We start from the raw sequence: 25,275 nt of genomic DNA on the forward strand, positions 1-25,275 counted from the left end.
AATTTCCTAATTGACTAATCTACTAATTTGCTAATTTTCTAATTATTTTCGTATTTTTGCATCGCATTACCATTTTTTGAAACTGCATTATGAACGACGATTTGCTCTATCTTATTGCGCTGAAGAAAATCCCTTTAGTAGGCGACATCACTGCCCGAAAGCTACTCACGCACTTTGGCAGTGCTCAACGCATCTTTGCTCAAAGCAGAGAAAAACTCGAAAAACTCATCGGCATAGGCTCTAAAATAGCTGATAACGTCCTGCATAGTGCCACTTATCTGCACGAAGCTGAGGCTGAACTCACTTTTGCCGAGCAGCATCACATACAGGTGATTGCCTATACTGACCCTCAGTACCCTACCCTACTGAAGCAATGCCCCGACAGCCCTATTCTCTTTTACCAAAAGGGAAACATACAGCTGTCTAACAAACGCATCATCAGTATCGTAGGCACTCGCAATAGCACCCCTTATGGCAATGCTTTTTGCGAAAAGCTCATCGAAGAGTTAGCTCCCTTAGGAGTGGTAGTGGTCAGCGGCTTTGCTTATGGTATTGATATCACTGCTCACAAGGCAGCTATGAAGCACCACCTACAAACGGTAGCTTGTTTAGCACACGGACTCAATTTCATCTATCCGCCTGCCCACAGCAAGTATGTAGAGGCAATGACCGAAAACGGCGGTTTCATCACCGACTTTGGCTATTTGAGTGCTTTCGACCGCAAGAACTTCCTAAGCCGCAACCGCATTATTGCAGGGCTATCGCAGGCTACTATAGTAATTGAGTCGGGTAAGAAAGGCGGCAGCTTAGTCACTACCGATATAGCTTCTTCTTATGGGCGCGAGGTCTTCGCCGTCCCTGGTAGGGTAACCGACCCCTATAGTATAGGTTGCAACGAACTGATACACAGCGGCAAAGGCAACATATTGCTATCAGCACAAGACCTCATCAATACTTTGGGCTGGCACAACACCCCGCCAAAGGAAGTACAACAGGAACTATTTCCTACCTACACCCCCGAAGAAGTGCCGGTAATAGAGCAATTGAAGAAAAACGGCAAGATGTCTTTAGACAGTCTATCGCTTGCCTGCCAAATACCCGTGTACCAGCTCTCTAACCTCCTTTTTCAAATGGAACTCAAAGGCTACGTACACCCCCTACCTGGCAAAATGTTCGAGATAATCTAATTTCTTTTCTTTTTTTTGACGCGAAAAATCATACATATCGATATGGACGCCTTCTACGCTTCAGTAGAGCAACTCGACTTCCCCTATTTGCGTGGCAAAGCCATTGCGGTAGGCGGAGGCGAAGCGCGCGGAGTGGTCGCAACGGCCAGCTACGAGGCGCGTCAGTATGGGGTGCATAGCGCTATGAGCGGTGTATTAGCGCGCAAACGCTGTCCCCACCTCATCTTTGTACCCCCACGCTTCGAGCGGTACAAAGAAATATCAAGACACATTCGCAGTATCTTCCATCGTTATACCGACTTAGTAGAGCCCCTTTCGTTAGACGAGGCGTATTTAGACGTCACCCATAACAAAGTGGGCAACCCCTCAGCTACTCTCATCGCCCAAGAGATAAGGCAAGCCATTTTTGCTGAAACAGGACTCACTGCTTCCGCAGGTATCTCCATCAATAAGTTTATTGCCAAAATAGCCAGCGATGTCAATAAGCCCAACGGACAGAAAACCGTCACCCAAGACGAAATACAAGATTTTTTAGACGCGCTTAATGTCAAGAAGTTTTATGGCATTGGCAAGGTAACAGCCGAAAAGATGTATGCTTTAGGTGTTTTCACAGGCAAAGACCTACGCCAGAAGTCATTGGCATTCCTCGAAAGAAATTTCGGCAATAGCGGCAAGCATTACTACCAGCTGGCGCGCGGCATTCACAACGGCGAGGTACAGCCTTTCAGAATACGCAAGTCAGTAGGGGCAGAACAGACTTTTGCCGAAAACCTCACCAGCGAAATCTATATGCTAAAAGAGTTAGATAGCATAGCCAGCGAGGTAGCGATGCGTTTAGCACAGCAAAAGGTAGCCGGCAAAACCCTCACTATAAAGATAAAGTACAGCGATTTTAGCATACAAACGCGCAGCAAAACCCTAAAGGATTATATCAGCTCAAAGGAAGAAATAATGCTGTACATCAGCGAATTGCTATACCAAGACCGCCTATCCGACTCCGTGCGTCTATTGGGTATTTCATTGTCGCACCTCAACAACGACCCCGACAAGACCGTCCCTCCTACCCCACAATATATACAGCTAAAACTGCAATTCCCCGATTAGAGAGGTTATCACACATAACTCATTATCCACTGATAAAGATGGGTTACCACCGACCATAAGAACACAATCAGATAATAAATAGCCATTCCTAAAACCACGAGCCATATAGTAGTAGAGACCGCCCTTCGCTTCACTTTTTTAACGATATTCGGGTCATCATTCACAAAGCCCTCTATCAAAATCGTATTTTCTCGGTAAGATTTATAGAATATATCAAGCACAATCCCCGCATAAGGAATCAGCCCTACAAAAATATCTATAAACACATTGCGCAAGAGCGTCATTGTAAGGGCATACGATCTAATCTTAAAAATCGAAATATAGAAAAACGAAGCATTAAACAGCTGCGGCACAACGTCGCCCACCACCGGTACCAAACCCAGTATAGGGTCTAAATAATAGTCGTCCATCACCTTAGTAGCCGTTTTCATAGCCCTATAGCTTCTACTCTGCTCCATACGCAGCTTGCGCTGAGCTTTCTTCAGCAGTCTTTGTTCCTCTTTTAAAGATGTATCCATAGTATCTATTACTTTTTCCGTTATTTTTCTGTTACGTTTCTGTTACTTCTACGCCGCAAAGTTCCAACACTTTTTCCACATAACCAAATACTTGTCGCAGTATGATACAGAGCCTTTGAGATATATGCTATACGTTGGACAACAGAAATCTTTTTTAAAGAAGCCAAACAATACTTAGGTTTAGGTAAGTGTCAATCTGTAGACTTTGATGCTCAGACAGCCTCTACATCAATTGTGATGTTAGAATACAGCTTACTCTCGTTAGCCAAAAAAGAGCTTGAATATCAGACTATTGGAGGAATATTGAAAAGATACGCCTACCTTAGATGAACGTATATTACTTATTATCAAAGAATTAGTTCTTGATTTAGCAGAGATTCTTGAGATACCTTTTGAAGAACTAATAACAAAAATAATATCTGAAAATAAGCAACTTATGAAATGGATTAATTTGAATCCCTTATCTGAAGCTGCTTAGAACAACTTGCGAAACTTAAATAAGCAAATTAACCTTTATTTCAATTGCATTACACGACTTAAAAGCAGAGGTAAACCTGTATTTTTGATATTATCATTATTCCAAAAGCTCATCACACAAGCAATAGGGCGATTGCGCACCACTTGGGCTACATAGTACACCGTAAGTGTTTTAGCGCCCGACATCCCTGCTAAAGCTGACGCAACTCCCTTGATGTCAAACACTACTCTCTTAGCTTTGGTGGGTACCTCTTCAAAAAGTACCTCAACTTCTTCCTCTTCTATAGGTTTCAACATTTTGCGTTGTTTGTTGGCTGCAAACTGGTCGGCTACAGCTTGTTGAGCGTCTTCCAAAGTGCGATATACTCCCCAATTCATTTCGCCGTTGTACGGACATTGCACTATGTTGATACCCGTGAAATAACAGTCGTCTAAAATTGAGATTTTTCGTCCTGCAAAATCAATACTTCTGGCATCGGTAGGGGCAAATAATTCCTGAGGGATTTTATTTTCAACAATGAGGTTTACTAAGGATTCTTCTACCTCAACCTCTCTGTCTCTCAGTTTTGAAAACCAAACAAGGGAAATAGTATTCGCTGGACTTTTCACAAAATAAAGAGACTCTACATACTCCTCTTTATCTCTATTAACCAAATAGTTATCAGTGTGTATGCGAGGGTTAGGCTGCGCGTCTTGCGCATTAATTTTCAATTTTCGGTAGGCTTTCTTAAAGCCTTTTTCATCAAAAGGAAGTTTCAAATCCTCATTGGTAATGATATAACCATCGATAGCATAAAATTCTCTATCGCCGTTCTTGATTGCTGAAAGACGGTCTAACAAGGGCAATTCTTGTGCATAGGTAGCCCACAAAAAACTACCAAAGAAAAATAGAATATAATATTTCATAATTAACAAGTTACGTTATTCAGAGGACAAAAATAAATAAAAACGCTCTCTTTTGCAAATAAAACTATAGATTTATAAAAAAAATCTATAACTAAAACACTCTCAATCATTTTTTTTATAGCATCTTTGCTAAAATTATTAAATCTCGGATTAACATTGAAAATAATGCAATTATATCTTCAATACAGAATGGATACAGAAAGAATATAGGAACAATATAGAAAGACTCAAAAAATAGCATTATCAAATCAGCAACAAAAACACCAAAACATTACGAATAATGCAATAACTACAAAAAAAATAAATACCAAATTATCTTACTAAAAAACATCTCTCCTTTCCAAAATATTACTATTTTTGCAAAAACAAAAAACCTTTATATGAATAATATTGTTTTCAACTTCCTTACTGAGCTCGCTAAAAATAACCACAAAGAATGGTTTGACGCTCACAAAAACGACTACGAGGCAGCTAAAGCAGCCGTTAATACCGTATGCGAGACTATTTATAACGAAATAGCCCTACACGACACGCTTTCGCCTATGAAAATATACCGCATCTACCGCGATTTGCGTTTCTCTAAAGACAAAACTCCCTACAAAACCCACTTCGGTTGCTATTTCCAACGCAAACAACCTCATTACCGCGGTGGTTATTACATCCATATCAGTCCCGAAGAGAGTTTTGTAGGCGGAGGCTTCTTCAATCCTAACAAAGAAGACTTGCTGCGTATCCGCCAAGAGATTTCATTAGATGGCGACACTTTTGCCCAAATAATGCAACACCCAGAGGTAGTAGCCCAATTTGGCGGCAAACTATGGGGCGATGAGGTAAAAACTGCCCCTAAAGGCTTCGAGAAAGACGACCCAATGCTCGACTATCTACGCAAAAAGCAGTTCCTCCTCAAACACGATTTCACCCCTGCGGAAGTCCTCTCCCCCGACTTCACAGCCAAAGCCATCAGCAGCCTAAAGGCTATGCGTCCCTTCTTCGATTTTATGACCGGTGCCCTGACCACCGACCTCAACGGAGAACCCCTTTTCTAAAGTAACATTTGTTAATTGCTAATTATCAATAGTTTTGTATCTTTGCACCCTCAAAATTAGTAACTAAACCTTTTATGGCAAAAGAAATAGACGAAAGCAAGCAAGGACAAAGCCTTGTACTTACCGCCGACAGCACCAATACCAAGAAATTATATATCGAAAGCTATGGCTGCCAGATGAACTTTTCTGACAGCGAAATAGTGGCTTCTATCCTTTCGAAAGTGGGCTACAACACCACCGATAGCGTAGATGATGCCGACTTAGTACTTATCAACACCTGCTCAGTTCGCGATAAAGCCGAGCAGACTATCCGCAAGCGTTTAGAGCAGTTCAATGTGTATAAACGCAAAAAACCGGCTATGAAAGTGGGCGTGTTGGGTTGTATGGCCGAAAGGGTAAAACACGCTTTCCTCGAAGAAGAAAAAATAGTAGATATGGTCGTAGGACCCGATGCTTATAAAGACCTGCCTAACCTTTTGGAGGAAGTAGAAGGCGGTCGCGAGGCGGTAAATGTTATCCTCTCTAAAGACGAAACCTATGCCGACATTGCTCCTATACGCCTCAACAGCAATGGGGTTACTGCCTTTGTATCTATCACACGCGGTTGCGATAATATGTGTACTTTCTGCATCGTGCCTTTCACTCGCGGACGTGAGCGCAGTCGTGACCCTTTCTCTATCATCAATGAAATAGGCGACCTACAAGCGCGTGGTTTTAAAGAAGTTACCCTACTGGGGCAAAACGTAGATAGCTACTTGTGGTATGGCGGCGGACTGAAAAAAGATTTTAGCAAGGCTACCGAAATGCAGCAGGCTACAGCCATCAACTTTGCCAAGCTACTCGATATGGTAGCCACCGCTTATCCCAAGATGCGCATTCGCTTCTCTACCTCTAACCCTCAAGATATGACTTTTGAGGTTATTGACACTATGGCGAAGCATCACAACATCTGCAAATACATACACCTGCCTGTACAGAGCGGCAGCAATCGCATACTCAAGGCGATGAACCGTATGCATACCCGCGAAGAGTATTTCGCGCTAATAGACGGCATACGCCAGCGCATACCGGATTGTGCTATCTCTCAAGATATGATTACCGGTTTCCCTACTGAAACAGAAGAAGACCACCGCGATACTCTTTCGCTAATGGAGTATGTAAAATACGATTTTGGGTTTATGTTTGCCTACTCCGAGCGACCTGGTACTTTAGCGGCGCGCAAGATAGTAGATGATGTACCTGAGGAAGTGAAGAAACGTCGTTTAACCGAAATCATCGACCTACAGCAGGCACACAGCCTCTATCGCACCCAAGCACAGGTAGGCAATACCGTAGAGGTACTCATAGAGGGTAATTCTAAGAAGTCAGACCAAGAATGGATGGGGCGCAACAGTCAGAATACTGTGGTTGTATTCCCCAAGGAAGACTACAAAATCGGCGATTTCGTAATGGTAAAAATCACTGATTGCACTTCTACTACCCTCATCGGAAAAGCTGTAGGCTACAGCGAGTATTTCAATTAGTCGATTTGGCAATTAGTCAATTTGCCAATACTAAAAAAGGCGGCTCAACGCAAGCGTTGAGCCGCCTTTTTTAGTGTATTATAATATTATCTTCGGTAAGTGATTGTTACATTCAAAATATCATCAATCGTATAACCAGATAAGTCAAGAGAGTTTTGTTCTTGCATTTGTAATCGCATTATTCTTTTAAACTCATCATTATATTTAAAGACCAATTCGCTTTCGTTTAAATTAATAACATCAAGAGCTCTTAATGCTTTGTCATTAATCACAAAACAAATAGTACTTCCTTTAATCACGTACAAAAAAGATGCTGAGTTATATTTACAAGTTTTTTCGTCATTCTTATAATTGTATTCATTTAGTATCCAACGATCACCTTTAAATATATAATTCATTTTCTTTATGCAATTAAAAGCCTCTGAAGGAACTATCTGAGAGAAGAGTTTCCCATCAGACATTCTTGATTCCACATAGTTCCATTGTCCTTCTAACTGTGCTCGTGTGTACTTAGCATCGTTATTATTGTCTTTTTTAGTGCACGCTGCGAAAGCTATCACAGAAAGTGCAATTAGTAATATTTTTTTCATAGGAATAAAGTTTAAAATTTGCTACAAAGATAAAAAAACTTTTTTTTATTAGCAAAATATTCCAAGAAAAATACACAAATTATTTTATACCGATTTACCTCTACCTCTCTGCTAATTCAATAATCTCTAAATTCTTTATTTCGCCAGCTTCAAGCTCAAAACGGAGCATAGTACGGACTTTTTGCCAGCCATAGATGCCTGCCGCCCCCGGATTGAGGTGCAGCAGCTGGTATTGTGGGTCGTATTGTACTTTTAGGATATGCGAATGCCCCGAAATGAAGAGTCGGGGCGGGTGTTTTTGTATTTCGCGTTTAGCTAAAGGAGTATATCGGTTAGGGTAGCCCCCTATGTGTATCATCAGCACCTCTACTCCCTCGCACTCAAAACGATTTACCTCTGGGAAGTAGCCGCGTACCTCAGTGCCATCTATATTGCCATAAACCCCGCGCAAAGGCTTTACCGCCTCAAGGGCTTGTATGACAGCCACATTGCCAAAATCACCGCAATGCCAGACCTCATCAGCCTCTGAGGCATAGTGAAGTATGCGCTCGTCTATATACGAATGCGTGTCGGAGAGGAGTAAGATTTTCATTTCACATCTAATTTGTAGTGCTGTTTGCCCTGTATCTTATAGCAAGTACGCTTAGCAGCACTCTCTTCGGCTCTCTTCTTAGAGGTAGCCCGTGCGCGCGTCACCGAAAACCCCTCTACATACACTTTGGCTACGAAGTATTTCGTCTCTGAACGATCTTCTACATCTTCTTCTGCCTCAAATGAAAAGTCGCGTTTGTGCTTCTGACACCATTCTATCAGCAAACTTTTATGGCTAATAACCTTTTCTTCGAGGTTTTTGATATTGATATAAGGCAAAATGAGCTTGCGTTCTATAAATTTGAAGCAAGTTTTATAGCCTTTATCCAAGTAAATAGCCCCTATAAGCGCCTCAAAAAGATTGCCCGTAATGTTATTGCCCAACTGCTTGGGGGTGAGCTTCGTACGCAGAAAACTAAGCAGCTGTAGCTCTTCGCCCAGCTGGTTTAGGTTACGCCTTTCTACTATTTTAGAGCGCATTTTGGTCAGGTAGCCCTCGTCTTGCTCAGGCGCATTAGTAAAAATATAATCGGCTATTACTGCCCCCAAAATCGCATCGCCGAGAAACTCAAGTCGCTCGTAGCTCTTGCGGGTAGCCTTTTGGTATTGGTAGGATGGATGCGTAAAAGCCTCGCTATAAAATGACAGATTTTTAGGCGCATAGCCCAAAAGATCTTTCATTTTATTGTAAAAAATCCCGTCTTTCTTCTTAGAAGTAAAACGGGAAAATGACAATATTTTCTTTAAGCTGAACACTTGTATTATAACTTTTTGAATAGTAAGCAAGCGTTATGACCTCCGAAACCGAAAGTATTACTCATTGCTACTTTTACATCGCGTTTTTGTGCTTGGTTGAAAGTGAAGTTTAGGCGTTGGTCTATCTTCTCATCAGGAGTTTCAAAGTTAATAGTAGGTGGTACGATACCGTGCTTAATAGCCAATATCGAAGCCACTGCCTCTATAGCTCCTGCGGCACCAAGTAAGTGTCCTGTCATCGACTTGGTTGAGTTGATATTAATATTGTAAGCGTGCTCTCCGAACACATCGATTACTGCTTTCGACTCGGCTATATCGCCCAGCGGGGTAGAAGTACCGTGCATATTGATAGCATCTACTTCGTTTATCGCTACGCCAGCGTCTTTAAGGCAGTTATTCATCACCAATTTAGCGCCAAGCCCTTCAGGGTGAGGTGCCGTCATATGGTGAGCGTCTGCTGAAAGTCCGCCACCAGCCAATTCGCAATAGATAGTAGCGCCACGTGCTACGGCGTGGTTGTACTCTTCAAGGACAATAGCCCCTGCTCCTTCGCCCAATACGAAACCATCGCGGTTAGCATCAAACGGACGCGATGCCTTAGCTGGGTTTTCGTTGAAAGTAGAAAGAGCGTGCAAAGCATTGAAGCCCCCTATACCCGCGATAGTAACAGCTGCTTCAGAGCCGCCCGATACTATTACATCGGCATAACCAAAACGAATATAGTTAAGCGCATCAATCATAGCATTGGCAGCAGAAGCACAAGCCGACACAGTAGTGAAGTTAGGCCCTCTGAAGCCATATTTGATAGAAATCATACCCGATGCTATGTCGGCTATCATTTTAGGTATAAAAAAAGGATTGAAGCGAGGCGTACCATCGCCCTGATTGAAGCTGGTTACCTCATTTTGGAAAGTTTCTAACCCCCCAATTCCTGAACCCCATATCACACCCACGCGGTCTTTATCGAGCTTATCAACGTCTAAATGAGCATCTTTGATAGCTTCATCAGACACGACAGAAGCGTACTGCGCAAACTTATCGAGCTTGCGAGCTTCTTTTCTATCCATAAAGTTCTCGATATTAAACCCTTTTAGTTCGCAGGCGAACTGGGTTTTAAACTTAGAGGCATCGAAATGGGTAATAGGGGCAGCGCCACTTTTTCCTTCTACGAGTCCGTTCCAAAAATCTTGTGAGGTATTACCAATGGGGGTCAAGGCACCTATGCCTGTTACTACTACGCGTCTTCTCTCCATATAGTGTTATCTTTTTAGTATTTAGGTTCTAAAAAAAGCATTAGGCACTAAGCCACTAACCTACCTATATAGGTGGTTAATAGCTTAGTGCCCATTAGCCCATTATTGTTTAGCATCTTCAATGTATTTGATTGCTTGACCTACTGTTTGGATATTTTCAGCTTGGTCATCTGGGATTTGAATATCAAATTCTTTTTCAAACTCCATAATCAACTCTACAGTGTCTAATGAATCTGCTCCTAAGTCGTTAGTGAAGCTCGCTTCTGCGTTCACTTCATTTTCGTCTACGCCTAACTTATCAACGATAATGGCTTTAACTCTTGATGCAATGTCTGACATAATTTTTCTTTTTTTATAACTATAATTACTGAGTGCAAAAGTAAGCATTTTTTTTGAATAGCAATCGTTTTCGAACAAATATTGTGCTTTTTTTTGATGTTAAAATACCAAAGTCGTTTATTATCAGGGGGTTATTAACTGCAATAGTATAGCTTCTTTTTGTCTTTTAAAGGGTGAAATCAATCGAAAATTATGAATTTACTTTAACAGATAAAACCCTACAAAACAAACTTTTTTTTGATAATTAAAAAAATAACTGTACCTTTGCAGCGTAAATGGTGTTACACGCAACTTCGTGTTGCTATCGGTTTCACCCCCCCGAGAGGCAAGTTGATGATTATTCAATTTGCCTCTTTGTTATTTTAAAACGTTTTGTCTCTACTGCTAAAACTTTCATATTAGGCATTATAAAAATAACTCGCTCAATATGCCTTGCTCTCCCTTGTGCAAAAGTAGCTCGCAAAATGTCATAAGCTTCTCTATTAGACCTTAGTTGTCTGGTAAATTGAATTATCACTTCACTAACAAACTGTCGGCTTGCTTCTTTCAAAGCACTCTGAATTATATTTTTTCCATTATTACTTTCTGTCACCTTTATATCTGTAAAATATTGAAAATACAGATTAAAAGCATCCGGATTAGTCTCTCCATCATTTATAACGGGAAGCATTCTATACCGATAGCCTTTATTAGTTAAAAATCTAAGTGCTACAACATTTTTCTTAAACTCCTTTTTATTCTGTTTCCCTGAAGTAAAGATTTCAAAAACACCTTTTTCTATAGTTTCATCTTTCACAAAGCTAATCAAATGATAGCGCTCCAAACGTTCTTTTATAGTTTTCATTGGGTCAGTTTTAATTATAGAAGCAAAGGTAATATTTTTTTTCAAAGAAAACATTCCCTTTCACCATTTTTTTTCTTTGATATCCCCCTTTACTTTGAATACACTTACACTATAGGATCACCGAAGGATGAGCGAAGGATTACTGAAGAATTACCGAAATACTATTCCCTCCAAAACCTACAGCATTTATCATCACTGTTTGGAGTTTTTCGGGCACTTCATTTGCCTCATCAAGATAAGGTATAGGCTGAAAAGTGTTGCGCTGTAGCATCTCGATTGCCATACCGAGATTGAGCGCTCCACTTGCGCCGTAAGTATGTCCGTGTTGCCATTTATTATTAGTCAGCAGTGGTTTTTGCGCCCCAAAGACTGCCTCTATGGCATTGAGCTCTGCCCTATCGCCCTTGATAGTACCCGTGCAGTGGGTGATAACCACATCTATCTTAGGATTACCTGCATTCTCTAAGGCGCTGCGCATCGACTCTTGCAGACATTGTCCGTCAGGAGAGAGCGAAACACTATGGGTAAGCTGCTCGGTAGCAAAGCCTATTCCTATAATATACGCCAAAGCGTTAGGGCGTTCGCCTTTCTCTAAACAAAAGCAGCCTGCCCCCTCGCCCAAGACCATTGTATTCTGTTTTTTGGTCATATCCATAGACCTACAAGGGTAAGGCAACGGCAGAGAACTATAGATTTTAAGAGCTTTGACCTGCGCAATGGTAAAAGGCGTAAGAGGAGCCTCAGTGCCTCCTACCAAAAAACGCTCTTCCATACCGCTCTGTAGCCACGCTACGGCATTGGCGATGCCGTGCAAGGCGGTAGAGCAGGTGATGGAGTGCGACAGAGCAAAGCCTTGTGTCGCAAAGTATTGCGCTACCCACGTGCTTACATTGCCCAAGGTAGTGGTGGGCGATGCTAAGGTTTTGCAATAGCCCTCGCTCAGGAAATGTGCATAATGCGACTCGAACAGCTCGGTAGCTCCGCGCGAAGAACCTATATTCACCCCAAAACGCTGTCCGCTCCAGCCTGCTTGGCATACCGCTTCCTTAGCGGTAAAAAGAGCATACAGCACGGTGGGGTCTAAATATTCGTAAGCGGGATTGCTCTGACGCAAAGTTGCTATAAGGGAACGTTTTTCTTCTGAAAGTCGCCCCATAGGTACGTCATCGCAATTTGTTATTTGGTCGGCAGCAAGAGTAGCTGCTCCTGTAATGGCTATTTTCATTGGTAAATAATTTTTAAATTTCGACGGTAATTAAGCAATAATAAAAATATTTTTTGTATTTTTGGCGAAATTTTCGCTAATAAATATTTATTTTCTAAATAAAAAACACCACCATTATGAACAAAGAAAAGAAAAATCCTATCTCGTGGGTTCCTACCACTTACTTTGCTATGGGGCTCCCTTTTGTGATGCTTTCATTGGTTTCTCCTATCATTTTCAAGGACTTAGGGGTCGCTAACGACCAGATTGCTTTCTGGACTTCGCTGCTTATCCTCCCTTGGTCGCTCAAACCTATCATCAGTGTACTTATGGAAATCTACGGTACTAAAAAACAGTACATCGTCATCACTGAATTGCTTTCGGCAGCTGTGTTTGGGCTTATCGTTTTTTCGCTGCCTCTGCCTAACTTCTTCGTAACTTGCTTGGCGCTAATGGGGGTTATCGCTTTTAGCGGCTCTACCCACGACATCGCAGGCGATGGTATGTATATGCAGCAATTAGATGCTTCTACCCAAAGTGTTTATTCGGGTTGGCAAGGGGCTTTCTATAACCTTGCAAAAGTATTGGCTAACGGCGGGCTTATCTTCTTGGCTGGCTGGTTAGTGAACGAAAAAGGTATGAGCATCGTAGCCTCTTGGCAGCTAATTATCAGCATCTGTGCTATTATTTTAGGTTTGGTAGGTTTGTATCATCTGTATGCGCTTCCGAAAGACGAAAAAAACACTTCTGACGGCGATTTCAGTCAAAAAAGCAAAGAGCTATGGGGCATTTTCGTAGCTTTCTTTCAAAAGAAATATATATTTTACTATTTGTTTTTCATTTTCTTATATCGCTTTGCTGAAGGACTGGCGATGAAAATCGCGCCTCTGTTCTTAAAAGACAGCATAGAGGTAGGCGGCTTAGGGCTTTCTAACGAGCAATACGGATTGGTATACGGCACAGCGGGTACGGCAGCTTTCATCATAGGGTCTATAGTAGCTGGCTATTTTGTGTCGGTTGTAGGGCTTCGCAAAGCTCTTTTTACCTTAGCTTGCGCTTTCAACATTCCGTTTGTAGTATATCTTCTTTTCGCTTATTTTCAGCCTACCAGTTTGATAGTTATCGGTTGTGGTATCGTAGGCGAATACTTCGGTTACGGTTTTGGTTTTGTGGGACTTACGCTCTTTATGATGCAACAGATAGCCCCCGGGAAATACCAAATGGCGCACTACGCTTTTGCTAACAGCCTGATGAACTTAGGGGTGATGATACCTGGAATGCTCAGCGGCTACCTCAGCAAAGTATTAGGATACGAACTTTTCTTCGCTATAGTGATGCTCTGCACCCTTCCTGCTCTTGCTATCACTTGGAGCGTACCTTTCACTTACAAAGATAATGTAAAGCATACAGACAAATAAAAAATAGCACAAACAATACAAACAAATAGGGGGGCGAATCGCGATTCGCCCCCTATATTTTTTAACAATGTTGTAACACGGTGCGACAACTATTTGCGTACTTCAGTAAAAAGTCGGAATTTTGCCCCCTAAAAGTTTCGAAACTTATTCCGTTCTTTGACATATTGGGAAATTAAAACACCTCTGAAATTACCTTTACGATATTGTCTGATTTACCCATTGAATAGTAATGGAGCACAGGTACGCCTGCCGCTTTAAGCTCTTTGCTCTGCTGTATAGCCCACTCTATCCCTATCTGTTTGACATCGGCATTGTGCTTGCAGGCTTCGACTGCCTCGACAAGTTCCTGTGGGAAATCTATCTTGAAGGCTTGCGAAAGCAAGTTAAGATGCTTTTTAACCGCAATTGGCTTGATACCAGGTATGATAGGCACATTTATACCAGCTTCGCGCGCTTTGTCTACAAACTCAAAGTATTTTTGATTATCGAAAAACATCTGCGTTACTACATAATCAGCCCCCGCCTCTATCTTTTCTTTGAGGCGAGCCAAATCTGAGGTAAGTGAAGGCGCCTCGATATGCTTCTCGGGATAGCCTGCTACTCCTATACAGAAGTTAGCTTTATGGTCAGCTGCAATGCCATTGAGATAAATACCCTTATTCAGATTGCTGATTTGGGTAACGAGTTCGGTAGCATAGGTATGACCGCCCTCAGTAGGCTGAAAATAGCGTTGCTCTTTCATCGCGTCGCCGCGCAATGCCATCACGTTATCAATACCTAAGTAGAGACAATCTACCAATAGGTATTCCGTCTCTTCTTTTGAAAAACCGCCACAAAGCACGTGGGGCACGGTATCTACCTTGTATTTATGCTGAATAGCCGCACAGATACCTACTGTACCTGGGCGCATACGAGTTACTTTTTTTTCTAATAGTCCGTTAGGGTGCTCGATATAATAATACTCCTCGCGCGAGGTAGTAACATCAATAAACGGAGGATTAAACTCCATTAAGGGGTCTATATTTCGGTATAGTTCCTCAATGTTATTCCCTTTTTTAGGGGGTACTACTTCAAAAGAGAAGAGCGTCTTCCCTTTAGCATTCTTTATATGGTCTGTTATTTTCATATTTTCCTTTAAATTCTTCTTTTGCTATCAGTGTATATTGTTTCACAAAGTCTGTTTTGTGAGCGGTATAGGCATCTCGATCGTGCTCGAAAGGCTTCCAAAGAGATAATTTGAGCGTTTCATAATCTTTAGCAATTGATGGGTGCGCTTGCAGTTCATCGCGAAAATAAAGCTCATCATTATCACCTTCATAACGCAAGTGCAGGTGATATACACGTTCTGCAAACCCATTAATAGTATAGCCTTTATTAAAAGAAATCCTATTGTTTGTTTCGTTCATACACAGATATCCCGATTGTAGTATGAGTTCTTTTAGCTTCTGAAATGAAGCCTCTTTTTTCACTTCTAAAAGCATATCTACAATAGGTTTTGCTTGTATTTGTTCAACAGCTGTACTACCTATATGGTTTAGCCGTACCACTTCATCAGAAGGTAATTGTTTTAAAAGAAAACTACGCTCTTCCTCATACCATTCTTTCCATAAAGGATTGTGCTGTGTAAGATTGATAGGAAATAGTTGCCACAAGTCCTGCAATGACATTTTTAACAAAGGATTTTCTTCTTTTTCTACCATTAGCTACTTGTGTATTACACTCTACTCTTTTCTGCTAATCTTAAAATGTCGCCAAACACACCTCGTGCTGTTACTGAGGCTCCTGCTCCTGCCCCTTGTATGACAATAGGGTTATCGCCATAAGATTCTGTATAAATCTCAAAGATTGAATCAGCTCCTTTTACCTGACCAAGAGCACTATTGCGAGGAACAGAAACTAACGATACGTCTAACTGCACTGTATCAGTAGAAGCTAAATCGCCGTGAAGGTCGCCTACATAGCGCAGTACGTGGTCAGGCTCTTGAGCTTCTTTTATTTGTTGATAAGGGGAATTAAACTCGTCTAAGCGTTGCAAAAAGTCTTCGACAGAGCCTTCTCTCAAATGCTCTGGGATAAGGTTTTGTATCTTTACATCAGTGAATTCATTGCCTAAGTCGAGCTCGCGGGCTAAGATAAGTAGCTTGCGCCCTACATCATTACCGCAAAGGTCTTCACGAGGGTCAGGCTCGGTATAACCACTGTTAATAGCGTGTTGGAGCACTTCGCTAAACGGCTTATCTTCTGCTGAAAAAGTATTGAACAAGTAGCTGAGCGTACCTGAGAATATCCCCTTGATACGGGTAATGTTCTCGCCTGAATGGTGTAGTAAGCGAATGGTATCTATCAACGGCAATCCTGCTCCTACATTGGTTTCATAAAGATACGTTTTTTGGTATTGCTTAAGGGTTTTACGTAGCTCTTGGTAGAAGCTGAACGAGATAGTATTGGCTATTTTATTAGCTGAAACAAGGTCGTAACCACTCTTAATCAGAGGAATGTAGTTATCTACAAAAGTCTTGCTGGCGGTTACATCTACTGCAATAAGGTTTTCTAAGTGATTTTTATCTACAAAAGCCTGTAAAGTATCAAAGTTATAAGGTACAGCTTCGCGCTCAAAAGCCTCTTCCCAGCCTTTGCCAATCCCTTTGGCAGCAGTGAGTATTTTCTGAGAATTAGCTATGGCTACAATACGCAAGCTAATATTCTTGCGCTGCAAGATATTATCGTGGGCAGCTATCACTTGGTTGATAAGCGTACCGCCTACTGTACCTTTGCCGAAAATCACTAAGTTGATACGGCGCGACACCCCAAAGATTTCGCCGTGGATAACATTTAGCGCCTTGTGAAGTTTTTCGGTCTTAAGCACCAAACTAACGTTTTTACCTGTTACGGCATTATTGATAAGTAAAGGCACTATCTGGTTGCGTATCAGTGCATTATAAGGGTGATGGAAAGTAGAGAGAGGTTGCCCTACAATTGAGATGACTGCTACATCATCTACAATGCTCACACTGCTCACATCATTGGTATAGAAATCGTGCGAAAACTCTTCGTCTATAGCGGCTTTAGCAAGTTTAGCATCTTTAGAAGCTACTACCAAACCTACTCCGCGCTCTGAAGAACCTTGAGAGATAATACTCACACTAATGCCTTTCTGTGCCAAAGCCCTAAAAATGCGGGCATCAACCCCCACCTTGCCAAGCAGTCCGCGACCTTCCATTACTATAAGGGCATTATCTTTAATAACTGAAATCGATTTGATACCCTCTTGCTCGCTCTCTTTGTGAATGAGTGTACCTGCATCATCACTATTAAAAGTGTTCTTGATGCGCAATGGAATACCCTTTTCGATAAGAGGAATAATGGTTTTAGCGTGAAGTATAGAAGCCCCAAAGTTAGCCAACTCATTAGCTTCTTCATAAGAAAGATGACGTATGATTTTGGCTTCGGGTACTAATTCTGGATTGGCAGTAAAAATACCATCAACGTGAGTGTAGTTTTGCAGTTCAGAGGCATTGAGATAGTTAGCCAAAAGGGCTGCTGAATAGTTACTACCATTGCGCCCCAAGGTGGTGGTATCGCCTTTTTCGGTAGAAGCGATAAAGCCTGTAACTACTGCTACGTGATTGGGAGGAATAGTAGCAAAGTGGTCACGGGTGAGTTTTTCGGATACTGAATTGATGATTTGTGCATTGCCTACTACAGCATCGGTTTTGAAGATTTCACGACTATCAACAAAGGTGCTTTCTAAGCCCTTGCGTTTGAGTAGTGCTGCTACGAGTTTAGCTGACATTAGTTCGCCTTGTGCCAATACCAAATCTTTAGTCTTGGGACTATAATCTTTTAATAGAGATACTCCTTCAAGGAGTTTTTCGAGTAGCTGAAATTCGGGTTCAAACGACACTCGAGGATCATACTGCTGCTCGTTTTTCAAGTGTTGAAAATCGGCAGTGTAATCCTCTCCTTTACTTGCTTTTTCAAGCAGTGCCTCTAATTGATCAGTAGTATTACCTCTCGCTGATACTACTACCGATAGAGGTTCTTTATGTGAAGTAATGATAATGTCAATCACCTTTTCAATACCATCATTGGCAAGTGATTTACCACCAAATTTTAATATTTTCATATTTTTATCTTTTACTTAGTTTGAGATTTGCCGTTAGATTAAAAGATTTTCTTCAAAAACTGTTCTAATTGTTTGTGTTCTATTAGGAAAGCATCGTGCCCGTGTATAGAGTGTATTTCGTAGTAATCTACAGGTTTGCCCATTTCGCGCAGCTCGGCTACAGTATCGCGGTTTTCTTGAGGCACAAAATACAAGTCTGAATCAGTACTTACGATAGTAATATGTGCCGTAATAGGGGCTACCGCTTCAGCAAAACTACCACGGTCTTTAGAAATATCTATTGTTTTTACTAATTGATTCATCAGCTTATAGGCGGAAAGCGAAAAACGTTTATTTAACTTTTCACCGTGATGCAGCAACCAGCTCTCTACATTGTATAACTGAGTAGGCAGATGGGTAGTGCGTTCGAACTTCATTTTCAGTGATTGGGGAGTACGATAACACAGCATAGCGTGCAGACGTGCATCGTGCAAGGGGTGTGTAGAGTTTTTGAGTATCTGCTCTTGCAAGAGGCAGTTGCCTATAATCCAATCGGTTGCCTTCCAGTCAGCGGCTACTATTACTAATTGCTGAAAATAGTCAGGGGCAAGAGCTGTCATCTCCCAAGCAATACCGCCTCCTAACGAACAGCCTACTAACGCAAAAACAGAGTTTAGCCCCAAATGCTCTCTGAGGGCTATATTGAATAAGCGCGCCACATCTACCGCTGCCCAATGCTGGTAGTTAGTTATCATATCTTCCTCGCGTGCGTGAAAGCCATTACCGGGAATGTTAAATGCTACTACGGTATATATATCAGTATCAATCACTTTGGCAGTACCTATAGCTTCTGCCCACCAACCGTTTTCGCCCGCCACTTGCGAATTGCCCGTAAAAGCGTGGTTCACCACCACTACCGGAGCTGTGCCTAAAGGCTTGCCAAACAGTTGATAAGTAACCCTAAGTGAAGGAATACGCACTCCATACGAAGTAACGAAATCAAGCAAGTCATAATGCAAAATATCTAACATAGCTTACTTTTTAATATCTACCATTAACCGTTAATAATTGTTTGATTTGTTTGCTCTATATATTGTGTTAGCTCCTCTTTTCCTGTTTTATTCTGTGCTGAAGTTACAAAATAAGGAGGAAATTCCTCCCACCACTCGAGTAGCGCTTCTTTATAGGCTGCTACATTGCGCTCTATCGCTTGTGGTTTCAGCTTATCAGCTTTGGTAAAGATAATAGCAAATGGTATAGCCCGTTCGCCTAGCCACTGCATAAACTCTACATCTATTTTTTGAGGCTCGTGGCGTATGTCTACTAACACAAAAGCACTCACCAACTGCTCGCGTTGCTCAAAATAATCAGTAATAAAACGCTGAAATACTTGTTTAGTGGTTTTTGACACCCGTGCATAACCATAGCCTGGCAAATCAACTAGAAACCAGCGGTCATCTATTTTGAAATGATTGATAAGCTGTGTTTTACCAGGACGCCCTGAAGTCTTAGCTAAATTCTTACAATTGGTAAGCATATTGATAAGAGACGATTTCCCAACATTAGAGCGCCCTATAAAAGCATACTCAGGCAGCCTGTCCTTAGGACACTTGGCCACCTGTGAGTTGCTCATTACAAATTCAGCTTTTTTTATCATCTATTGCTAATTATCAATTATTAATTGTTTTAAGCCACTGGTCTAATATTTGGTTAAACTCTTGTGGTCGCTCCATCATAGGGGCATGCCCACACTTGTCTATCCAATGAAGCTCGGCATTAGGTAATAGCTCCTTAAATTCTTCTGCTACTTTAGGAGGGGTTACTATATCATTTTTGCCCCAGATAAGGCAAGTAGGAGTGGTCATCTTAGGCAAATCTTTTGCCATATTATGGCGAATTGCACTCTTAGCTAATGCTAATGTTTTGATGAGTTTAGAGCGATCTGAAATATTAGCAAATACCTCATCTACTATCTCTTTAGTAGCCACAGCAGGGTCATAGAACACCTCTTCGCATTTTTTTCTGATAAAATCATAGTCACCACGGCGGGGATACCCATCGCTCATAGCACTTTCATACAGCCCTGAACTACCTGTAAGCACTAAACCTAACACATTTTTAGGGTACAGCTTAGTATAAAGTAAGCCTACGTGTCCGCCTAAAGAGTTTCCTAACAAGATAACTTTTTCAAATTTCTTGTGTTTTATGAACTTTTGAATGTATTTAGCTAATGTTTTTACCGAAGTAGTGAGCAAAGGCATTGTGAAAAGAGGTAGCTCGGGCACTACCACCTTATATCTATCCGAAAAAAAAGAAATTACGTCTTCAAAATTACTCAGCCCCCCCATCAGTCCGTGTAATACGATGATAGGGGTTCCTTCTCCTTGTTCGATATATGAAAATTTACCTTCTTTTTTTACTTCTGTTGTCATTGGTATTTATCAAAAAGATTTTTGAAGCACAAAGATAATATTTTATTTCTAATTGTACACAACAAAAGAGAAAAATATTTTTTATCTGTTTATTGTTCAAGTGAAAAACAAGTGATTATCAAGTCTTCTAAAAAATAAATACATAAAAAAACTTTGCCAAAGTCGTGAAACTTTGGCAAAGTTTTTTATCAATTTTGCATTCTTTGTTTTGTATTTTGTCTTTGGTATTACGCCTCTCCGGTGATACCAAAAAGCGGAATAGTGTGTGTATCGCTTTTTTCTGCTATCATACCGTGAGCATCTTCGTAGTGGCGTATGTTTTCTGCCAAAGCCCCTAACAGACGCTTAGCGTGCTCTGGAGTGAGTATCACTCTACTGCGCACCTTGCCCTTAGGCATCCCTGGCATTACGCTTACAAAATCTACTATAAACTCAGTAGCCGAGTGATTGATGATAGCCAAGTTAGCATACACCCCTTGCGCTATCTGCTCGTCCAACTCTATGCTTAGTTGTCCGTTGCCTTCTTTTATCTCTTCTAATTCGCTCATAGTCTATCTCGATTTTTTCTTTTCCACTACTGGTTCTAAGTCAGCTTTAGAACCTACGATTATCTTCTCATAACGTTTAAGACCAGTACCTGCAGGTATACGATGTCCTACAATTACGTTCTCTTTTAGTCCGTCTAACGAATCTACCTTACCGCTTACCGCAGCCTCATTGAGTACTTTAGTAGTTTCTTGGAACGATGCTGCTGAAATAAACGACTTAGTTTGTAATGACGCACGAGTAATACCTTGTAATACAGGCATAGCTGTAGCCGGTATGATGTCGCGAGCTACTACTAAGTTCTTATCAGAGCGTTTTAGCAATGAATTTTCATCGCGTAGTTCGCGGAGACTTACTATCTGTCCTGCTTTTAGGTTTTCAGAGTCGCCTGCATCTTCTACTACTTTCTTACCAAAGAGTCTATCGTTTTCTTCTATAAAGTCGTCTTTATGTACTAACTGACCTTCGAGATAAAGTGTATCTCCTGGGTCTTGTATTTCTACCTTGCGCATCATCTGACGAACGATTACCTCAAAGTGCTTATCGTTAATCTTCACCCCTTGTAGTCGGTATACCTCTTGTACTTCGTTTACTAAGTACTGTTGTACAGCCGATGGCCCTTTAATGCGTAGTATATCGTCAGGCGTTACAGAACCGTCTGACAACGGCTTACCAGCACGCACATAGTCGTTTTCTTGCACCAATATCTGACTTGATAGTTTCACCAAATACTTGCGCTCTTCACCTAAACGAGAAGTTACAATTACTTCTTTATTACCACGTTTTATTTTTCCGAATGACACTACCCCGTCAATTTCTGACACAATAGCAGGGTTAGAAGGGTTACGTGCTTCGAACAACTCAGTTACACGTGGTAGACCACCGGTGATATCACCCGCCTTAGCTGAACTACGCGGTATTTTCACCAATACTTTACCCTCTTCTATCTTACTGTTGTTATCCACCATTATGTGGGCACCCACCGGCAAGTTGTAAGAACGGAGTGTTTCGCCATTCTTATCAACGATTAATAAGGTAGGTATCAACTTCTTATTACGAGATTCTACGATTACCTTTTCTTGGAAGCCTGTTTGCTCGTCTATTTCTACTTGGTAAGTTACCCCTTGTTCGATATCTTCATAAGCTATCTTACCAGAGAACTCTGAAATGATTACCGCATTGTACGGATCCCATTGGAAGAGCAAAGTACCTTTCTTCACCTCTTCTTTGTCTTTTACAAAGATGTGTGCCCCATAAGGAATATCGTGTGTTTGTAGCACCATACGAGTAGTAGGGTCGAGTACTTTTAGCTCTGATGAGCGTATTACTACGTCTACACTTTGGTCGCCATCTTTGCTGGTTACCACGCGTAGGTCTTCTATTTCTAATATACCGTCAAAACGGGCTTCTGTTTTATTTTCTTCAGACACGTTACCTGCCACCCCACCGGCGTGGAAAGTACGTAGTGTAAGCTGTGTACCAGGCTCACCGATAGATTGAGCAGCTACTACCCCTACGGCCTCTCCTCTTTGTACCATACGACCAGTAGAAAGGTTACGTCCATAGCACTTCGCACAGATACCGTGTTTTGCCTCGCAAGTAAGGGCTGAGCGCACCTCTACCATTTCAATAGGTGCTGCATCTATCTTATCTACTATTTTTTCAGTAATTTCTTCGCCAGCAGCTACCAATAACTCTTCGGTAAGTGGGTTGTACACATCGTGTAGCGATACACGACCGAGTATACGTTCGCCCAAACTTTCTACCACCTCTTCGTTTTTCTTAAGGGCACGTACTTCAACCCCACGTAGAGTACCGCAATCTTCGGTATTGATGATAACATCTTGTGATACGTCTACCAAACGACGGGTCAAATAACCGGCATCGGCAGTCTTAAGCGCGGTATCGGCAAGACCTTTACGAGCCCCGTGGGTAGAGATAAAGTACTCGAGGATTGAAAGCCCCTCTTTAAAGTTAGAAAGAATCGGGTTCTCAATGATTTCGCCCCCTCCGGCTGTTGATTTCTTAGGCTTAGCCATCAATCCACGCATACCGGTAAGCTGACGTATCTGTTCTTTAGAACCACGGGCTCCTGAGTCGAGCATCATATACACAGAGTTAAACCCTTGTTGGTCGGTGCTGATACGCTTCATAGCCAACTCAGTAAGCTGAGCATTGGTAGAAGTCCACACATCAATCACTTGGTTATAACGCTCGTTATTGGTGATGAGACCCATATTATAGTTCATCATAATACCGTCTACCAAACCATTAGCTTCAGCAATCATATCTGCTTTTTCTTGCGGAATAATAATGTCGCCTAAGCTGAATGATAGTCCGCCTTTGAAAGCGAAACGGTATCCCATATTCTTTATTTTATCGAGGAAGTCGCCTGTTACAGGTATGCTGGTAGCCTTAAGGATTCGCCCGATAATATCGCGCAATGACTTCTTAGTAAGCACCTCGTTTACATACCCTACTTCTAAAGGTACTAACTCATTGAAAAGCACACGTCCTGTGGTGGTTTCTACTAAGTGATAATATACATTACCTTCCTCATCGAGGTCGCGAACACGCACTTTTATAAAGGCGTTGAGACTTAGTTTCCCTTCGTTGTAGGCTATATTTACCTCTTCGGGCGAATAGAATACCAACCCTTCTCCTTTGATAGGATATTCAGGTGTTGATTTACGTCCTTTGGTGATGTAGTAAAGCCCCAAGACCATATCCTGCGAAGGTACGGTAATAGGTGAACCATTAGCAGGGTTCAAGATATTGTGCGATGCCAACATCAAGAGTTGTGCCTCGAGTATCGCTTCAGGGCCTAATGGCAAGTGTACCGCCATCTGGTCACCGTCGAAGTCGGCGTTGAACGCTGTACACACCAATGGGTGCAGCTGGATAGCTTTCCCCTCGATGAGTTTAGGCTGGAATGCCTGAATACCCAAACGGTGTAGCGTGGGGGCACGGTTCAGTAGTACAGGGTGACCTTTTATCACGTTTTCCAAAATATCCCATACTACTGGTTCTTTTTTATCGATGATTTTCTTAGCAGATTTCACCGTCTTCACGATACCACGCTCGATGAGCTTGCGTATCACGAAAGGTTTATATAGTTCGGCTGCCATATTTTTGGGCAAACCGCATTCGTACATTTTTAGTTCAGGGCCTACGACGATAACTGAACGCGCTGAGTAATCAACACGTTTACCGAGTAGGTTCTGACGGAAACGACCTTGTTTTCCTTTGAGCGAGTCAGAAAGAGATTTTAAAGGTCTGTTAGATTCTGTTTTTACCGCTGATGATTTACGAGTGTTATCGAAAAGTGAATCGACTGCCTCTTGTAGCATACGTTTTTCATTACGCAAGATAACATCAGGTGCTTTGATTTCCATCAAACGTTTTAAACGGTTATTGCGTATGATTACACGGCGGTATAAATCATTAAGGTCTGAAGTAGCAAAACGACCTCCATCGAGAGGTACTAACGGACGCAATTCTGGTGGGATAACAGGTATCACCTTCATAATCATCCACTCAGGTTTATTCTCGCGGTTCTTTTGTGATTCGCGGAAAGCTTCTACCACTTGTAGGCGTTTTAGCGCTTCGGTTTTGCGTTGTTTAGAACTTTCGTTATTAGCTTTATGGCGCAAGTCGTATGAAAGGGCATCGAGGTCGAGACGCTCGAGGAGCTCTAAGAGGCATTCAGCCCCCATTTTGGCTACGAACTTATTAGGATCAGTATCTTCAAGATATTGGTTATCAGCAGGAAGAGACTCGAGTATAGCGAGGTATTCTTCTTCAGAGAGGAAGTCGAGGTACTGAATATCTTCACCTTCAGGCCCTTTAGCAACACCGGGCTGTATCACCACATAGCGTTCGTAGTAGATAATCATATCCAACTTTTTAGAAGGCAGCCCGAGCAGATAACCTATTTTGTTAGGCAATGAGCGGAAATACCAAATATGGGCGATAGGCACCACTAAGTTGATATGCCCCACTCTTTCACGGCGTACTTTCTTTTCAGTTACTTCTACCCCACAACGGTCGCACACGATACCCTTATAGCGGATACGCTTATACTTACCGCAGGCACATTCATAGTCCTTAACAGGACCGAAAATACGCTCACAAAAAAGCCCATCTCGTTCTGGCTTGTGAGTACGATAGTTGATAGTTTCGGGCTTAGTAACCTCGCCGCGCGAAACAGCCAAGATAGATTCGGGAGAGGCTAAGCCAATAGAAATCTTATCAAATTTTGGAACAGTTGTATTTTTATCTTTTGCCATATTGTTATGGTGAAATAAATAAGGTTATTCAGACCCTACCAGACCCCCGCCTGATAACGCCTAATTACAAAATATCGTGCAAAAGTACAACTATTTTTTTAATTAACAACTATTTTTTTGTATTGTTTTTTTCAAAAAGTTTTTAAT

22 protein-coding genes are annotated in these 25,275 nt (G+C 41.7%); 5 read left to right on the forward strand and 17 right to left on the reverse strand.

The features are described 5' to 3' along the window. The first annotated feature begins 89 nt into the window (after nt 1–89). Both dprA and dinB read left to right on the forward strand, forming a co-directional pair. Nucleotides 90–1,187: a DNA-processing protein DprA gene (gene dprA / locus FOC45_RS09345; RefSeq protein ID WP_009390549.1), complete on the forward strand. Its 1,098-nt coding sequence runs from the start codon at nt 90–92 to the stop codon at nt 1,185–1,187. Between the two features lie 15 nt (nt 1,188–1,202). Further along, nucleotides 1,203–2,291 (forward strand): DNA polymerase IV, encoded by a 1,089-nt coding sequence (gene dinB, locus FOC45_RS09350; RefSeq protein ID WP_084063415.1) that lies wholly within the window; start codon nt 1,203–1,205, stop codon nt 2,289–2,291. Nucleotides 2,292–2,299: 8 nt separating this feature from the next. Here the strand turns inward: dinB and FOC45_RS09355 are convergent, their stop codons facing one another. Both FOC45_RS09355 and FOC45_RS09360 read right to left on the reverse strand, forming a co-directional pair. Next, nucleotides 2,300–2,809, reverse strand: a complete 510-nt coding sequence (locus tag FOC45_RS09355; protein WP_009390552.1) for a DUF4112 domain-containing protein — start codon at nt 2,807–2,809, stop codon at nt 2,300–2,302. A gap of 513 nt (nt 2,810–3,322) precedes the next feature. Next, on the reverse strand, nt 3,323–4,192 hold the full coding sequence (locus tag FOC45_RS09360) for a hypothetical protein (RefSeq protein WP_009390554.1): 870 nt from the start codon (nt 4,190–4,192) through the stop codon (nt 3,323–3,325). Between the two features lie 389 nt (nt 4,193–4,581). On the opposite strand from FOC45_RS09360, the gene FOC45_RS09365 reads away from it, so the two are divergent. Next, nucleotides 4,582–5,238 carry a DUF2461 domain-containing protein gene (locus FOC45_RS09365; RefSeq protein WP_034539683.1) on the forward strand — a complete coding sequence of 219 codons (657 nt, stop codon included), beginning with the start codon at nt 4,582–4,584 and terminating at the stop codon, nt 5,236–5,238. 74 nt (nt 5,239–5,312) lie between these two features. Further along, nucleotides 5,313–6,761 (forward strand): tRNA (N6-isopentenyl adenosine(37)-C2)-methylthiotransferase MiaB, encoded by a 1,449-nt coding sequence (gene miaB, locus FOC45_RS09370; protein ID WP_009390557.1) that lies wholly within the window; start codon nt 5,313–5,315, stop codon nt 6,759–6,761. Nucleotides 6,762–6,847: 86 nt separating this feature from the next. On the opposite strand, the gene FOC45_RS09375 is transcribed toward miaB, so the two are convergent. From FOC45_RS09375 to FOC45_RS09405, 7 genes are all read right to left on the reverse strand, one after another. Continuing rightward, a complete protein-coding gene (locus FOC45_RS09375; RefSeq protein ID WP_009389635.1) occupies nt 6,848–7,351 on the reverse strand; it encodes a lipocalin family protein in 504 nt (167 codons plus the stop codon). Nucleotides 7,352–7,451: 100 nt separating this feature from the next. Beyond that, a complete protein-coding gene (locus tag FOC45_RS09380; protein ID WP_009389637.1) occupies nt 7,452–7,943 on the reverse strand; it encodes a metallophosphoesterase family protein in 492 nt (163 codons plus the stop codon). Beyond that, complete coding sequence (rnc, locus tag FOC45_RS09385) at nt 7,940–8,698, reverse strand: ribonuclease III (RefSeq protein ID WP_034539681.1); 759 nt, start codon at nt 8,696–8,698, stop codon at nt 7,940–7,942. The genes FOC45_RS09380 and rnc overlap by 4 nt, the downstream gene beginning before the upstream one ends. Before the next feature lie 5 nt (nt 8,699–8,703). After that, nucleotides 8,704–9,951, reverse strand: coding sequence for a beta-ketoacyl-ACP synthase II (fabF, locus tag FOC45_RS09390; RefSeq protein WP_009389641.1), 1,248 nt, complete (start codon nt 9,949–9,951; stop codon nt 8,704–8,706). Between the two features lie 102 nt (nt 9,952–10,053). Continuing rightward, nucleotides 10,054–10,290, reverse strand: a complete 237-nt coding sequence (locus FOC45_RS09395; RefSeq protein ID WP_095914858.1) for an acyl carrier protein — start codon at nt 10,288–10,290, stop codon at nt 10,054–10,056. A gap of 337 nt (nt 10,291–10,627) precedes the next feature. Further along, complete coding sequence (locus tag FOC45_RS09400) at nt 10,628–11,134, reverse strand: hypothetical protein (protein ID WP_034540339.1); 507 nt, start codon at nt 11,132–11,134, stop codon at nt 10,628–10,630. Between the two features lie 139 nt (nt 11,135–11,273). Continuing rightward, on the reverse strand, nt 11,274–12,359 hold the full coding sequence (locus tag FOC45_RS09405) for a beta-ketoacyl synthase N-terminal-like domain-containing protein (RefSeq protein ID WP_009389648.1): 1,086 nt from the start codon (nt 12,357–12,359) through the stop codon (nt 11,274–11,276). Nucleotides 12,360–12,475: 116 nt separating this feature from the next. Here FOC45_RS09405 and FOC45_RS09410 point away from each other — a divergent pair, with 116 nt between their 5' ends. Continuing rightward, entirely contained in the window at nt 12,476–13,756 is a 1,281-nt protein-coding gene (locus FOC45_RS09410) for an MFS transporter (RefSeq protein WP_009389650.1), read from the forward strand. Nucleotides 13,757–13,928: 172 nt separating this feature from the next. Here FOC45_RS09410 and metF read toward each other — a convergent pair whose 3' ends face one another. The 8 genes from metF to rpoC form a co-directional block, all read right to left on the reverse strand. Further along, entirely contained in the window at nt 13,929–14,882 is a 954-nt protein-coding gene (metF, locus tag FOC45_RS09415; RefSeq protein ID WP_009389652.1) for a methylenetetrahydrofolate reductase [NAD(P)H], read from the reverse strand. Further along, nucleotides 14,851–15,456, reverse strand: coding sequence for a GrpB family protein (locus tag FOC45_RS09420; RefSeq protein ID WP_009389654.1), 606 nt, complete (start codon nt 15,454–15,456; stop codon nt 14,851–14,853). The genes metF and FOC45_RS09420 overlap by 32 nt, the downstream gene beginning before the upstream one ends. Before the next feature lie 14 nt (nt 15,457–15,470). Beyond that, the gene (thrA, locus tag FOC45_RS09425) at nt 15,471–17,882 is read right to left on the reverse strand and encodes a bifunctional aspartate kinase/homoserine dehydrogenase I (RefSeq protein WP_009389656.1); all 2,412 of its coding nucleotides are present in this window, start codon (nt 17,880–17,882) and stop codon (nt 15,471–15,473) included. 38 nt (nt 17,883–17,920) lie between these two features. Then, nucleotides 17,921–18,892 (reverse strand): alpha/beta fold hydrolase, encoded by a 972-nt coding sequence (locus tag FOC45_RS09430; protein ID WP_009389658.1) that lies wholly within the window; start codon nt 18,890–18,892, stop codon nt 17,921–17,923. Between the two features lie 23 nt (nt 18,893–18,915). After that, nucleotides 18,916–19,518 carry a ribosome biogenesis GTP-binding protein YihA/YsxC gene (gene yihA, locus FOC45_RS09435; protein ID WP_009389660.1) on the reverse strand — a complete coding sequence of 201 codons (603 nt, stop codon included), beginning with the start codon at nt 19,516–19,518 and terminating at the stop codon, nt 18,916–18,918. A 13-nt stretch (nt 19,519–19,531) separates the two neighbouring features. Then, complete coding sequence (locus FOC45_RS09440) at nt 19,532–20,293, reverse strand: alpha/beta fold hydrolase (RefSeq protein ID WP_009389662.1); 762 nt, start codon at nt 20,291–20,293, stop codon at nt 19,532–19,534. Between the two features lie 227 nt (nt 20,294–20,520). Then, the gene (locus FOC45_RS09445) at nt 20,521–20,841 is read right to left on the reverse strand and encodes a DUF3467 domain-containing protein (protein ID WP_009389666.1); all 321 of its coding nucleotides are present in this window, start codon (nt 20,839–20,841) and stop codon (nt 20,521–20,523) included. 3 nt (nt 20,842–20,844) lie between these two features. Continuing rightward, on the reverse strand, nt 20,845–25,128 hold the full coding sequence (gene rpoC / locus FOC45_RS09450) for a DNA-directed RNA polymerase subunit beta' (RefSeq protein WP_009389668.1): 4,284 nt from the start codon (nt 25,126–25,128) through the stop codon (nt 20,845–20,847). Nucleotides 25,129–25,275: the final 147 nt, after the last annotated feature.

Source organism: Capnocytophaga sp. FDAARGOS_737 (genome assembly GCF_009730375.1).
In the GTDB taxonomy this organism is placed as follows: Bacteria; Bacteroidota; Bacteroidia; order Flavobacteriales; family Flavobacteriaceae; genus Capnocytophaga; species Capnocytophaga leadbetteri.

Bases quoted from the DNA above. Each gene is read 5' to 3' on its own strand.
- dprA (WP_009390549.1), top strand. From the start codon at position 90: ATGAACGACGATTTGCTCTATCTTATTGCGCTGAAGAAAATCCCTTTA.
- FOC45_RS09355 (WP_009390552.1), bottom strand. From the start codon at position 2,809: ATGGATACATCTTTAAAAGAGGAACAAAGACTGCTGAAGAAAGCTCAG.
- FOC45_RS09360 (WP_009390554.1), bottom strand. From the start codon at position 4,192: ATGAAATATTATATTCTATTTTTCTTTGGTAGTTTTTTGTGGGCTACC.
- miaB (WP_009390557.1), top strand. From the start codon at position 5,313: ATGGCAAAAGAAATAGACGAAAGCAAGCAAGGACAAAGCCTTGTACTT.
- FOC45_RS09375 (WP_009389635.1), bottom strand. From the start codon at position 7,351: ATGAAAAAAATATTACTAATTGCACTTTCTGTGATAGCTTTCGCAGCG.
- FOC45_RS09380 (WP_009389637.1), bottom strand. From the start codon at position 7,943: ATGAAAATCTTACTCCTCTCCGACACGCATTCGTATATAGACGAGCGC.
- fabF (WP_009389641.1), bottom strand. From the start codon at position 9,951: ATGGAGAGAAGACGCGTAGTAGTAACAGGCATAGGTGCCTTGACCCCC.
- FOC45_RS09395 (WP_095914858.1), bottom strand. From the start codon at position 10,290: ATGTCAGACATTGCATCAAGAGTTAAAGCCATTATCGTTGATAAGTTA.
- FOC45_RS09400 (WP_034540339.1), bottom strand. From the start codon at position 11,134: ATGAAAACTATAAAAGAACGTTTGGAGCGCTATCATTTGATTAGCTTT.
- FOC45_RS09405 (WP_009389648.1), bottom strand. From the start codon at position 12,359: ATGAAAATAGCCATTACAGGAGCAGCTACTCTTGCTGCCGACCAAATA.
- FOC45_RS09410 (WP_009389650.1), top strand. From the start codon at position 12,476: ATGAACAAAGAAAAGAAAAATCCTATCTCGTGGGTTCCTACCACTTAC.
- metF (WP_009389652.1), bottom strand. From the start codon at position 14,882: ATGAAAATAACAGACCATATAAAGAATGCTAAAGGGAAGACGCTCTTC.
- FOC45_RS09420 (WP_009389654.1), bottom strand. From the start codon at position 15,456: ATGGTAGAAAAAGAAGAAAATCCTTTGTTAAAAATGTCATTGCAGGAC.
- thrA (WP_009389656.1), bottom strand. From the start codon at position 17,882: ATGAAAATATTAAAATTTGGTGGTAAATCACTTGCCAATGATGGTATT.
- FOC45_RS09430 (WP_009389658.1), bottom strand. From the start codon at position 18,892: ATGTTAGATATTTTGCATTATGACTTGCTTGATTTCGTTACTTCGTAT.
- yihA (WP_009389660.1), bottom strand. From the start codon at position 19,518: ATGATAAAAAAAGCTGAATTTGTAATGAGCAACTCACAGGTGGCCAAG.
- FOC45_RS09440 (WP_009389662.1), bottom strand. From the start codon at position 20,293: ATGACAACAGAAGTAAAAAAAGAAGGTAAATTTTCATATATCGAACAA.
- FOC45_RS09445 (WP_009389666.1), bottom strand. From the start codon at position 20,841: ATGAGCGAATTAGAAGAGATAAAAGAAGGCAACGGACAACTAAGCATA.
- rpoC (WP_009389668.1), bottom strand. From the start codon at position 25,128: ATGGCAAAAGATAAAAATACAACTGTTCCAAAATTTGATAAGATTTCT.